Consider the following 12,128-nt stretch of genomic DNA (forward strand, 5'->3'; position numbering starts at 1 on the left):
CCGCGAGCTTCGCAATAGCCATATCTGGCCTTCGTTTGGATATCGCGATTTTGTCTCCGATCGGGACAAAGGAGGTGCGTTCATAAACCTGGAAACCAATCGCTATTTTCCTAAGCAAATAAAACAATACTGGTATTGCAAAGCATGCGAGCAGGTTTTCTCTGTAAGTGAAAAGTACGCCAAAGAATTGCTGGCTTCCATTGATGAGGAAAATCCAATGCCCACCCAGTATGGCGCAGAGCTTCACGCTTTCTGCACTTCAATTTCACTTCGCACTCTTGAGTATTGTGGAAAGCTGGAATCGTTGCCCAAGCGAAGTCAAATCAAGTCCGCTCACAAATGTTGGAGAGACTATTTGCTTGGAAAACGCTCGGACGTGATGCCATTTTCAATGCATTGTTTCCTCCTGTTCGACAAGAGTCTTTCGATGCACAAAGCAATGGGTGGACACGTCTTCCACGATGATGATCTAATTCTCTCTCAGGTTGGTCCGCTTTTCATTGTCGCCTTGCTCGACCGGCGACAACTATCAGTTTGTGATCTAGACATCTGGTCGCAGAGTGCGGTTGCGACCGGTGGATCGACATTGACACCTTGGAAGGAATGGCGGCCGAATGAGAATATCACTAGGTCGCTATTTGAGGTCCTTGTCAGGCATCAAAAAGAAGTTGTAGAGCGAATTACCTCCAAGAAATGGGCCATTGATGCGTAGGCCTGTATTTGGCATCGAATGCTTCTATTGAAATGTCGAGCTAGGCGATGAAGCCTTCGGATAGATTACCGCGTTCGCGCTGGGCGTAGCACGAACGCCCAATTCCATCTGGACGCGCATTGCTCGGTGGTGTGAGTGTTGACAGATCTGGCATGTCGTCTGGGTAGCTCATCAGCGAAGCGAAGAGCTCAGGATCATTCTTTTGACAGATGTCGATGATCCGCATCCAAGTAAGCCGCCATCGAACAAGGTTCGCCGAATTGAATCCCATCACTGCGATGGTTCGGCGTGCATCGTCGGTCAAACCTGAAAGCCGTCCATCGAGATGGACTCGGACAGCAGACTCTAAGAGAGCCTGAGTTGGATCTGGCACCTGCCGTTTTCCTTTGCGGAGATTACAGGCATGACAGGAATAGACGAGATTGTCATACTCCAAACTCGCCTCTGGCGAGCTAGCCACTGGCTCGAAATGGTCGAGGTCAAATTCGCCCAGTCGCTTTCCCCACTGCTCGCGAACCAGACAGTACACACAGCGAAACGAAAACTCGTCTCTCAACCATGCCCGGAACGATTGGACGTCCGAGTAACCACTCGGTCCATGACGACGAACTAGCGGTCCGCCTGGGTATGTGAACGCAAGAGGCGGCACACTACGCATCCGGTTGAGAGAGTAGCCGCTTGTGTAGCTTGAGAGCCTCTTCCATCGGCGGCGATGCTATTTCATCGAAGTGCTGCTCTGCCATTCTTTGCAGCCCGGCAAGCTCGGCACGCTCAGGCACACTGATGGTGCCAGCAATTTCACGATCAATCAATTCGCAGCGACGATCATCTCTCTCCTGCGTCCACTGAGAACCGTCTCCGTTTGCACCCACTTCCTCTGAAACAAACCGCGTTACCGCAAGTTGGATCAAATGCACAACGTCTTGCCCGGTCTCGCTGGCACGAGCGGAAAGACAATGCTGAATATCGGCGGGAAGATCGATTTCGTACTTCATGCACTCATTGTATCACGAGAGACGGTCAAAAGGCCAGCGATTACTAGGGTATCCACGCACGCTGGAAGCGTGACCGGGGCATTTTCGCCACAAAGAAAGGGATTTTACCGTTTTGAACATTCGCAACTCAATAGTCCGATGGAAGTAGGCCCGTGATGGCTCCCCCATCGCCATCCTCGATAAACCAAAGATTCTCGTCCTTGGTGTCATCCTCGAAGACTTGCAAGTAGTCGATGCCGTCCTTCAGGGCAGCCAGTTCTCGCAGCACCAAATAGCAGGCCAGAACAGTTTGATGCGAGTACATCTCGATTGCGGCAGGCGTCGATAGCAGCGGTTTTTCTTCACTGGCAACGAATCGACAACAAGAGTCCGGATGGTCGTACGGAATCTCTTGCATCTTGAGTTTGGGAAGCGGCATGGATGAGCGGGGACGTCGCTGCTGAGCATACCTGACCACGCTTTTTCATACGAGAAAAAGGCCCTCGAAAATCGAGAGCCTCTTGATTCACGCGACTATGGTTGGTCCGTCACTTGGGAAACGGGTTGCGGATCAAAGTGCAGATCGCGTTCGACGGGTAGCCCGAGTGCACCTCGCAGATCTTCGACCTCGTCGAGTGTGAAGGTTCCGAATTCCAGTTCGAGACCGCGAACCAGCCCGTAAGCGATTCGGGATTCAGGATCGTATTCGATGACCCACCAGGTCCAGTTGGCATCAGGTGTGAACCATTTGACCTGAACGATCGGATCGCGGTTTTCGGAGGTCGCTCCGAGTGCGGGAAGCTTGGCCAAGATGCCTTTGGTAAGAAGTCTGTGTGCCGGTGATTTGGTTCGTGGACGTATCACGATTGAAAGGGGAAAGAAAGTAATTTGCCGCTGAGGGCACGTTTTCTTCTGCACAATCAAGAGCGGTGTCACAAAGCAGAGCCGCAGGAAGCTTTTGACACGTCAGCGAATGATTGTGCTTTCTGGACGTGCCCCATCGGCAATGATTTCTCACCCACGATCCGTTGATGCACGAACGCAACTCACGACCAACACAACGATTCCTGGCTTCACTGCTTCGATACGAACGGCGGTTCGACTTGCGTGTACGCATAAGTTCCAGGGCAAGACATTAACTCAGACTCTTTCTGAATGGTTCCATCGTTCCGATAGACCGTCATCAGCACGGGCGGATTGCCGTGATAGGGCGGTGCTCCCGCGAGGACGCCGTTTTCCATACCGTCGATCGACAAGACTTTGGCAACGACTGTGCTCCACGAATCTCGTCGACAAAAAAGCCAGCGGAATCTCCATTGTCGTGGTACATCTGGTAAATGTTTCGGCTCATGCGTTTCGGTCCCTGAATGAGTGTTCGTCCTCGATCATCAATCTGTTTAAGTGTGATTGCGGCAAGAATTGAAAGCAGTAGCAACTCATCCATGCGATCACGGCCTGCAGTTGAGACTACGTCAAGCGACAGACTGGCAGCATGCCCAACGTCGGGTTGACTATGCGAACGACTCTGATTCGTCGAGTGTGCATCATGGCCTCTAGTAGTCCCTCGTTACCGCTGTACGTTTTGAAGACGAACTCGTCTCTGGCCAGAGGGATGCCGGAAATGCAGACGGAGAGGTCGGCGTACAGTTCACCGTTCTTATCTTCGAGAGCAACGTAGAGTTGATCGTTGTCGGCATAGCGGCCGGTGAAAATTTTGACATGTTGCTGCCCGTGATGGTAAAGATTGAACATTGAAAAAATGGGAAAGTTAAAATGAGCGGCCAGTAGGCCACGGTGAAAAAGCTGCATTCCGGAATTCTGGATCAAGGTGGAGCTGGTACAGACAACCTTGATCCTGAAGATATTCCGAGAATGCCAAGCTTGGACCGCTTGCCGTTACTGGCACTCGCTCATTGCGGACTTCCCATGAGATTGTTCACTCAGCATTCACGCAGCGACACGGCTTCATTCGTGCCATCTGCGAAGATGATGTGATCCAAAACTGTGATACCGAGCAATTTGCCCGCCTCAGTAAGGCGTTCTGTTACCTGATGATCTTCGCGGCTTGGACTGGGGTCGCCCGAAGGATGGTTGTGACTGAGACAAATGGCACTTGATGATTCGAGGATGGCAGGTCGAAAAACTTCCCTTGGATGCACAAGTGAAGCATCTAACGTTCCTTGCGTAATCATCACGACACCTTGCACAACGTGCTTGGTGTTGAGTAGGCTCACTACGAACCTTTCTTGATCTGGCGAAGGATTTTCCATCCAATATTGACGAAAAAACTCGCACGCTTCCTTCGTGCTCGTCAATTTATGGCGTCCCTTCATCGAGCCGACACGAACAAGCGAGACAATCTTGAGCGACGTGTAGTGCGACTGTTTCTGGATGCGTCTTTCAACTTGCTCTTGGACGCTTAACGATTCTACAGTTTCACCGACCTGCTCGTCATCATTGGTCGGCTGCCCTTTCACTGGTGCTTCTCGCTCGATCGCTGGGAACACGCACGCAGTGTCGTACCAAGTTTCCGATTCTTCTCCGTCGATCGCCACGCGAACCTGCTGTCGCTTATTTGAGATACCGACAACAAAGCCATATCGGACTGTCTCTACATCAATGTACACCTCAACGTAATCGTGACGGCGGATTTCGAAACGATGAGCTGGGCCATCAATGTCATTACGAATTCGATCGACTGTGATCGAATCACGATTTACTTCGGGGGCCGGCCACTGTTCATGGGGAAGTCCGTCGTAATAGTGCTGTCGATCGGGATTGACAAACAGTTCCCGCATATCATTCCTGGTCACCTCAAGTTGCTCAAGCGGCGCGTTTGTCTTCGGTGCATCAATAGCTTCACCGTTGTCTTGGATGTCAGCGCCATCATTCCAAAAATGGAGTTGTCGTTGCATGCTGACGAACAGAATGCCACTGGTCAAAGCAAGAGCCAAGAAAACATGACACTTTATCCGAACAAGGCGTCGGTGTGCTGCTCCAGTTCAACTCGTGGCCTTGCGAATTGCCGCAGCGACTGTCGCTTCAACTTCTCCACCTTGGCCCCAATACCAATTGGTGGAGGCATCGTTTTGATCGTCATCGGGCCAGACGGCATTCCGTCAATCAGGATGTTCGCGACGGCATGATACTTGGGCATTGCCATCAGGCTCTCCGGCGTCACCGCTCCTCCAAAGTGCCGTGACCAAAACGGGGCATCTTCCGAGCCCACTTGAAACGTGACAACCGATCCGCAGTTACCGATGATGGCAGAACGCAGTTCAGGGGCTAACTGTTCGCGATACTGGTTTGCCAGAACGAACAATGGTGCTCGATACTTACGAGCTTCGGAAAGACTCGTCGCCAAAGCAGTCGTCGAGTAGTTTTGCAGTTCATCCACGTAGCACACGAAGTCTCGACGTTCGCTCTCCGGAATATCTGCCCTCGACTCCCCTGCTAATTGCAACGAACTGAGCAACAACGCACCAAGCAAATTGGCCGAGTCTTCTCCGAGCCGCCCTTTCGATAAATTGCAGAGCAGAATGCCACCCTCATCCATCACGCGACGAAGATTGAACCCGCTCTTGGGCTGGCCAAGAATCAATTGCAGTTGCCGATTGGAAAGAAACGCACCGAGTTTGTTCTGCAAGGACGCCAAGAACTGAGCCCGGTCGCGTTCGTGCCATCGCCCAAACTCCCCGTGCCAAAACTCGCGAACAGCAGGATTGCTCACGCGAGCAACCGCTGCCTTACGATAGGCTGTATCCGTCAGCAGTCGATTGATTCCGATCAACGTCGCGTCCGGTTGTTCCACAAGTGTGTAGAGTGCACTTCGAAAGATGTGCAGCAAGCGTGGAGCAGTTGCCGTATCGAGTCCGAAAACTTTTACGAACGCGGACAAGACACCATCAGCGACTCGGCCACGGTCAATTCCGCTTGATGTGTCCAGCGGATTGAACGGCACAAGCTCTTGGTCACTGCCTGGATCAAACAGAATGAGTTCATTCGTTCGTCGCTTGGGCGTCTGGCACAAGACATCCAAGTATAGATCCCCGTGCGGATCGATCAACGCAATGCCAAGATTGTCACGCATGTTGGTGGTCATCATCGAAAGCATCAGCGATGACTTCCCTACTCCCGTCTTTCCAGTCACATAGACATGCCTGCGAAGTGATTCAATCGGTAATCCGACAAGACGTTTGTCTTTGCGATACGCTGTGCGACCAAGAGGAGTGAGGCGAGCGTGGCGGCCCTGGATTGGTAATTCAATCGGCGGTTCAACCTCGACACTTTCAATACGCTGCAGCTTCGACACTTGCACCTCAGCCTTAACAGGGTGCCACATCAACGCGATCTCGTTGGGGGTCAACAAGCCGGCGTGGCCCACGGGCCGCACCGAACCTGCAGCAGCTACCGTGAATTGATTTTCATTTGAGGCGAACAAGGCAAAAGCACCGGCGATGTCGGTCAGTTTCTCACTGGCGACCGCTACGTTTGTTTCGTCCGATTGAACTTCAACGCACACTTGGGTCTCAAACAAACAATCGGTCAATTTATCGCCTGGTTCTGGCGAACGCATCGACTTTCGCACAAAGACTGGGGCCAAAAGACGCGACATCAACCGCACGATTCGGCTCTCATGAACGACCCCGCGAACAAACGACTGCTGAACTGCTTTGCTGTAGCATCGCCCGTGGTGTAAACGAAAGGAGCGTTCGGCTGCACGGCAACGTGATTCACGAGCCGGCCACAACCGAACCGTGATCCGTGCATGACTCCGCGTCGCCCCTGAGTTCTTCAGCAAACTAAGCACCGCGGTCATTGGATCATGCCGATCGAATTGACGGCGTAAGTACTCGAATGGAAGTTGCGGACGCAGCAAGATGCATTGAAATAGGTTGGGTCGATGACGCTGCAAAAGCGAATCAGTGCACCGCTCCAATTTTGCCCCAGGAAATGCGTCGAGCAGATGCACCAGTAGGATCGCTCTCAATTCCACTGGGCATTCGATGAAAAACTGAATACTTCCTTCCCGGTCCGCAAGGATTAGCTCGACCGAATGGCGTTCACGATTGGCGGCATGAACACTCCGCAATACCCCGGCCATCGCCTCCGGTCCAATTTGGTTGCCGGTGGGATATGTGAACTGATGCAGCATGCAAATCAACGGTAGGTCTACTCGCTCGGCGAGGCCATTAGTGACGGCCAAGCCGAGACGAGGTCGATCGATGTCAGCTGAACATCAAGGATTCCGATACCCATTCCCTTCTCGGTCCGAGTGTGTTCGACACTGGTCCAGCGGTGCGGAGCGAAGAGACGCAACCTGCATTCGCCCAGGATCGCTGGTTGAGTTGCGGAGGAAGGGGCAGCACGCATAGGAGCGGTACGTTGGATGATGACTCATCAGACAAATCAGTCGGCAACTCAGAATAGCAGTTTTTGCCCCCAATCGTCACGCAAGTTTGTCAATTTCTCTAAACGCTAAAATCTTGACTGCCTTCGGCAATAGCTTTAACGTAACGTTGTCTACCAACGTTTTTATGAAAACAAACCCTCAATGTCCAAATTGCAAGTCCTTTAAGACGAAACAGAGATCTAAACGGTACATCACTGGAATGATTGTCTCGTTGATAGTGTTCTTGCTCACATTATCGACAATCGTTATTCCACTCATATGTTTGATCATCTTCCTCAATGACTTGATCGAATACATCCGCATCGACAAACAGCTTTATCGTTGCAAAAATTGCAACAACATGTGGGTACCGGTAAGAACAAATCAATAGTACAGTTGAATATTGATGAGCCGCGCAAACTATATCAGCGTGGCACCAACGTCCTTCGCAACCCGTTGTTGCTTTGGAGTACCGGCTCTGAGAACGGATCAACAGCTAGCAGGGCCTCTAGTGTAGCACCAAGAAACAGTGTGCGATCTGGATTGCGAATGAGACTGCTACAAGTCGATAGAACGTGTTCTAAACGCCTTTCACTTCGCGTCGTCACGAAGAGAACTAAATAACGTGCTGGATCATCTCGCTTATAGCGAGACTGATGGTGATCGTAGGTCTGCACCTTTCGTTGGATCGATTCGATATCTTTGTTGCTTCGAACGCGCTCACTCCCATTGTCCATCTCGATTACGAAGGAGTACGGGCGGGCGGATTCATATCGATGCAACAACCGAAACGCTCCATCGGGGCTAACGTGTGATTGCCCGGAGTGAAATTTGATCGAATTTTCACGAGCGTACTGATCCATTTCGATGTTGTGCCGTGCCGCTGAAGCCTCAAGATGAGCCACCATCGAAGCAAGCGAATGTGCGTGAACATGATGGCCAGCGGACACCTCCGAAAAGTATCGACGTCCAGGAAGAGAAGCGTCCGATCCGTAGATGATTCGGTACCCAGCACGAGTCAGCTTCCAATACTTTGGAGCTCGCCCCTCACTAACCAGTGAGTACGGGAACGCTTGTAAAAAGCCAGCGTCTTTCAAACGCCCGAGTCGCCGGCGAACTAGTGCCTCATCGGAAAACGGTTGGCGAAACGATTCGCTGACAACTTGAAGTTGTCGTGGTGTCATGGGAATGCGATCAAGACTCGTCAGGATTTCCAGATCACGTGCCGTCAACGCGGTGCCGTTTTCTTTTGCCATGGAGTACTAGTGAGCGTACCATAACTAACAACGAATCACTCCCCTTTCCTCTTGCATGAATTCTCGAAAAGCAGCTTCATATATGAGCGACATTGACGATCTGATCGCTCAAACACCGCTTGAACTTGTACTTTCACATTACGGGCTGCCAATGCCAGCGGCAGGTGCCCGTGAGCATCGCATGAAGTGCGTTTTCAACGAAGCCTGTAGCGATAGCAAATACGGCAACCTTGCCGTGCAACTTGACGCTGCGAAACGTCTGTACTGCCATACATGCAACGTTGCAGGGAACGCACTTGTGTTGATCTTTGGGCTTGAAAATCATCGAGCTCCGACTGGCGGTCGACTTCGCGGACAAGAGTTCAAAGACGCAGTCGCAAAACTCCGAGAGATCAATGGTTTGGCCGAAATTGAACCCGCAAAAGCAGCAACCAAGTCGGCTCCCGCAGCCTTCACGGAAACAAAGCCTGCGACCAAAGAAGTCAACGTGCCGATGATTCGTCATGAAAAGGAGGCGGCACGTGAGCTAGCCAACTTATGTGATGACCTCGTTGTCGATGTGGCTGAGATGAATCCCGAAGCGGCTCAATACGTTCGCAAGCGACCATGGCTGACAGCCGAGCAAATGAAAGCCTGGGGTGTAGGCTGGATTCCCGGCAACGGCCGTAGCCTTTTTCGCAAGAACTATCTCGTCTACACTCACCGTAACGAGCGTGGCGAAGTGGTTAGCTACTCGGGGCGAGATCTCTCGTTTGAAACAAAATGGACGAAGTGGCTCCGCGATGGTAAACCAGAGGGCAAGAAGCCAAATAAACACCGGTACGTTTCGGGTTATAAGCGTGGCCTGGAGTTGTATGGCGGGCACGCCGATCGATTGAAAGAACCCTATGTTCAAGAGTCGTTGCGTAAATATGGCCTGGCGATCTGCGAAGGCCAAAATGAGATTCTCCGGATGGAGAAATTAGGCGTTGCCGCCGTAGGATTAGGAAGCAATAAGGCGACCGATCATCAAATAGAGAAGTTAGTCCGTTTCGCGAAAAACGCGGGCGGTAACCGAGCGTTGCTCTTGCCGGATTGTGATGAAGAAGGCGAAGCCGGATTCAAGGAATTGTTGTGGCGATTATCAGAGGCAGGCGTGCAAACGCGGCTTGGATTCACGAGCAACACCCACGACGGAATGATGCGAGGGCGTCAGCCCGAGGATTTGACGGACGAAGAATGGGCAGCGATTCGCGAGACTCTTTCGGCTTAGCCGATTCGGAGTTGACTATAGGTGACGATAGTCACCAGTGAAGAAAACACCGTTTTACGGGCGTTGAAGCTCCGCGCTTTTCTCCGGCATGGTGAAAGTCGTTGCGATAGCGATCGACGCAGGGAGACGCGTTAGCGTTGCATTTTGGAATAAGTGAAGAGAGGTGCCATGGCGGTAGCCGGACTTCGTCCGGCGCTTGGCGGCGGCTTTGCCGCTGGTGAAGTGGTGTGCGGCGACGCGTCGAGGACCGAGCGGAGCGAGTGTCCGCGACCCCAGGCGGGTTCGCCGTGGCTCCGTCCGCGATAGTCGAAAAGCCGCCTGGGGTCGCGGACGTTAGTCCAGTCGACGCGGAGCCCTCACAGTGGTGTCGAGAGCGGCTTTTCTAAGCCAAGATGAGCGTGCAGTCCCCTGTCGCGAAACCTGACACGAAAGCTGCGACGATTGTATTGCACCCGACGTGTCAATCAATGGTCGAGTTATTGTTTCCTTTTTGTGGTGTTTAATCATGTTGGTTGACTACCGAAAGTCAGAAAACAAACCAGTAAATTTATTCAATCAATAGCGGGTTCCGCCCGCCCTTTGATAACAAATTCTTTGTACAAATTCTTTGGCGTAGCTGTTTTGGAAGTTCAAAACATGTTTTTGGGTCCTCATGAAGGGAATATCGACAAACAATAGATTTGAAAAAGGTGACGCCAAGTGCGGCAGTAAACCTTGAAAAGGTGACGACAGGTACGGGGACGGACAGAAAAAAAAGTGACGCCAAGTGCGGTATGTCGCAGTCATTATTGTTGCCATCGTTTAAGTAGATCAGCGGCATTTGTCATTCCACTCGTTGATCGGTTGCCAGGCTTTTCACGAAACGTTCGACGCATGTTGACGCGTGCTGTGTAGCGAGCATTGTTTCGCGCCTCTGCTTCGGTCTGTCCGCTATCGCGAAGACTCGTGAACAATTTATTCATCACTCGCTCGAATGCTTCGCGACCTTCTTGTGCCAAGAAGTCATCGAATGCTTTATCCTCGTCCCCTTCTTCACTTTGGTTTGCACGCTGCTGTGTGAATTCTTGACGACGTAGTTCCCGCCACCAGTCGGGTGGAGTTGTCTTTTGTTGGCTGGCTAGTTTGACGTGATAGGAAAAGAACGCCTCTGGCGATTGATTGATTCTCTTTTGTTCGATTGCACTCAGCGTAATGTCTGACCATTGCTGAATTAGGCTCGGTTTGTATTGATTGAGCAGCCGCTTGATGGTCGCTGCATCAAAACCGATTTTCTCCAACGGATCAAAAAGCGGTGAATCTTCGGCGGTGAATACCGTTCGATAAGGTTTTCCGTCAAAGTAACTCCCACGGTGAAACGTCACTGTGAAAATACCCTTGCTCTCTTTTTGAAAGAGGTCGCGAACAGTCTTGCAACCGATGGGCAGCTTGATTGCTTTCAGGTCCAGAAGGTTTTCACTTACGCGAATGAGTTTCTGTTTGATTTCCTTCGTGGCCAGCCCGTCGTTGAAGCCAAGTGTTTCGATTCCTAAAGATCGCAGTTCAAGTCTTGGCGTTGACTCAAGACGATGAAACATCTTTTGAAGAAGCAAGAACATTCTTCGCGAGGCAAAATCGAGCTGGCGATAGGTGTGAAAATCGAATGAGAAACTTCCCTGCACAGCCTGACAGAATGCAAACCATTGCTGATCGTGCACGAAGTGCCACGCACGACTGCTAGCTGGATCAACCGGTAGCGAATACTTCAATAGGCCGAATGCGACGTCGCGATGCTCTCCTCGTACCGGATCGAAAAAATGGTCGTTCGTGTACACGACTCCTGCGATCCGGCGAATCGCTTGGCGGAATAGCTGATAGCGTTTTGCTTGATTCTGTTTCGCATCAACAATCCCAAGTTGCTTCAAACACCAGTGCGGTGTCGCATAGAAATCAACGCTAGGTTCGCTTTGAGCGAACGTTAGTGAGAGCAAGCCATAGAGATACAGTTCGTCGTTCGGTGACAATCCAAACGGGGCAGCGACTTGGGCATGAGCCGTCTTGCGGTTCCGATTCTTATCGGTGTACTGATACGAAGCATCATAGAGCAGTCCTGGTTGAATCGCTTTCGATGCATCAAGCGGACATAATGCGTGTTCAACGAGTGTATGTTGAGCAAGTCCGCAGTACCGCGACGTCTTCGGTCGAGATGTTGCGGGCCGAGTTTGATTCGGGGAAGGGTTCAACAGAATGAGTAGATGAATGAACGAAGGATGAAGTGAACTCCCCTACTTCGCTCGTCGAAATAGTCCGCCAAACAAACCACGCTGTTTCTCTTTTTTTGCGGTTGTCGACTTCTTAGTTTTTTCTTTGGAATCTTTCTTCGCTGACGCTTTCCCCGCTGGCTTCGTGTCTTTCACTTCGTCAACTGTGATCGCTTCTGGAGCGGGCGCGGCCAACGACAATCGTTTCTGCAAATCTTGCATCAGAATGTGCGTTTCCTGCATTCGATCATCCTGACGCTTTATCTGGTCGTCTTTTCTATCTAGCTGTGTTTCAAGTAGTTCGG

12 protein-coding genes and 1 pseudogene are annotated in these 12,128 nt (G+C 51.4%); 2 read left to right on the plus strand and 11 right to left on the minus strand.

The window, feature by feature from the left end:
* Positions 1 to 712: hypothetical protein (locus RMSM_RS41470; protein ID WP_040770313.1), on the plus strand; the 712-nt coding region annotated here is incomplete at its 5' end.
* Between the two features lie 40 nt (positions 713 to 752).
* Here RMSM_RS41470 and RMSM_RS30565 read toward each other — a convergent pair.
* The 9 genes from RMSM_RS30565 to RMSM_RS30605 all read right to left on the minus strand — a co-directional run bounded on the left by RMSM_RS30565 (position 753) and on the right by RMSM_RS30605 (position 8,334).
* Positions 753 to 1,361 (minus strand): HNH endonuclease, encoded by a 609-nt coding sequence (locus RMSM_RS30565; RefSeq protein ID WP_008706613.1) that lies wholly within the window; start codon positions 1,359 to 1,361, stop codon positions 753 to 755.
* A 1-nt stretch (position 1,362) separates the two neighbouring features.
* Complete coding sequence (locus RMSM_RS30570; RefSeq protein WP_008706615.1) at positions 1,363 to 1,707, minus strand: hypothetical protein; 345 nt, start codon at positions 1,705 to 1,707, stop codon at positions 1,363 to 1,365.
* A 127-nt stretch (positions 1,708 to 1,834) separates the two neighbouring features.
* Positions 1,835 to 2,125 (minus strand): hypothetical protein, encoded by a 291-nt coding sequence (locus RMSM_RS30575; protein WP_008706618.1) that lies wholly within the window; start codon positions 2,123 to 2,125, stop codon positions 1,835 to 1,837.
* 95 nt (positions 2,126 to 2,220) lie between these two features.
* Complete coding sequence (locus RMSM_RS30580; RefSeq protein ID WP_236622370.1) at positions 2,221 to 2,550, minus strand: DUF2958 domain-containing protein; 330 nt, start codon at positions 2,548 to 2,550, stop codon at positions 2,221 to 2,223.
* Positions 2,551 to 2,759: 209 nt separating this feature from the next.
* Complete coding sequence (locus RMSM_RS41475) at positions 2,760 to 2,927, minus strand: hypothetical protein (RefSeq protein ID WP_008706622.1); 168 nt, start codon at positions 2,925 to 2,927, stop codon at positions 2,760 to 2,762.
* A gap of 226 nt (positions 2,928 to 3,153) precedes the next feature.
* Complete coding sequence (locus tag RMSM_RS30590) at positions 3,154 to 3,438, minus strand: hypothetical protein (RefSeq protein WP_008706624.1); 285 nt, start codon at positions 3,436 to 3,438, stop codon at positions 3,154 to 3,156.
* 188 nt (positions 3,439 to 3,626) lie between these two features.
* A complete protein-coding gene (locus tag RMSM_RS30595) occupies positions 3,627 to 4,313 on the minus strand; it encodes a JAB domain-containing protein (RefSeq protein ID WP_390173656.1) in 687 nt (228 codons plus the stop codon).
* A gap of 341 nt (positions 4,314 to 4,654) precedes the next feature.
* On the minus strand, positions 4,655 to 6,841 hold the full coding sequence (locus tag RMSM_RS30600; protein WP_008706629.1) for a type IV secretory system conjugative DNA transfer family protein: 2,187 nt from the start codon (positions 6,839 to 6,841) through the stop codon (positions 4,655 to 4,657).
* 662 nt (positions 6,842 to 7,503) lie between these two features.
* On the minus strand, positions 7,504 to 8,334 hold the full coding sequence (locus tag RMSM_RS30605; RefSeq protein WP_008706632.1) for a replication-relaxation family protein: 831 nt from the start codon (positions 8,332 to 8,334) through the stop codon (positions 7,504 to 7,506).
* Between the two features lie 82 nt (positions 8,335 to 8,416).
* Here RMSM_RS30605 and RMSM_RS30610 point away from each other — a divergent pair, with 82 nt between their 5' ends.
* Positions 8,417 to 9,586, plus strand: a complete 1,170-nt coding sequence (locus RMSM_RS30610) for a toprim domain-containing protein (RefSeq protein WP_008706634.1) — start codon at positions 8,417 to 8,419, stop codon at positions 9,584 to 9,586.
* Positions 9,587 to 10,371: 785 nt separating this feature from the next.
* On the opposite strand, the gene RMSM_RS30615 is transcribed toward RMSM_RS30610, so the two are convergent.
* Positions 10,372 to 11,805 (minus strand): hypothetical protein, encoded by a 1,434-nt coding sequence (locus RMSM_RS30615; RefSeq protein WP_008706638.1) that lies wholly within the window; start codon positions 11,803 to 11,805, stop codon positions 10,372 to 10,374.
* A gap of 42 nt (positions 11,806 to 11,847) precedes the next feature.
* A pseudogene (locus tag RMSM_RS30620) lies at positions 11,848 to 12,128 on the minus strand (hypothetical protein); the annotation flags it as partial.

The organism is Rhodopirellula maiorica SM1, assembly GCF_000346295.1.
Lineage (GTDB): Bacteria > Planctomycetota > Planctomycetia > Pirellulales > Pirellulaceae > Novipirellula > Novipirellula maiorica.

Excerpts from the sequence above, each read along its gene's own strand:
- RMSM_RS30605 (WP_008706632.1), bottom strand. The coding sequence starts at position 8,334 with ATGGCAAAAGAAAACGGCACCGCGTTGACGGCACGTGATCTGGAAATC.
- RMSM_RS30590 (WP_008706624.1), bottom strand. The coding sequence starts at position 3,438 with ATGTTCAATCTTTACCATCACGGGCAGCAACATGTCAAAATTTTCACC.
- RMSM_RS30575 (WP_008706618.1), bottom strand. The coding sequence starts at position 2,125 with ATGCCGCTTCCCAAACTCAAGATGCAAGAGATTCCGTACGACCATCCG.
- RMSM_RS30610 (WP_008706634.1), top strand. The coding sequence starts at position 8,417 with ATGAGCGACATTGACGATCTGATCGCTCAAACACCGCTTGAACTTGTA.
- RMSM_RS30570 (WP_008706615.1), bottom strand. The coding sequence starts at position 1,707 with ATGAAGTACGAAATCGATCTTCCCGCCGATATTCAGCATTGTCTTTCC.
- RMSM_RS30600 (WP_008706629.1), bottom strand. The coding sequence starts at position 6,841 with ATGCTGCATCAGTTCACATATCCCACCGGCAACCAAATTGGACCGGAG.
- RMSM_RS41475 (WP_008706622.1), bottom strand. The coding sequence starts at position 2,927 with ATGGAAAACGGCGTCCTCGCGGGAGCACCGCCCTATCACGGCAATCCG.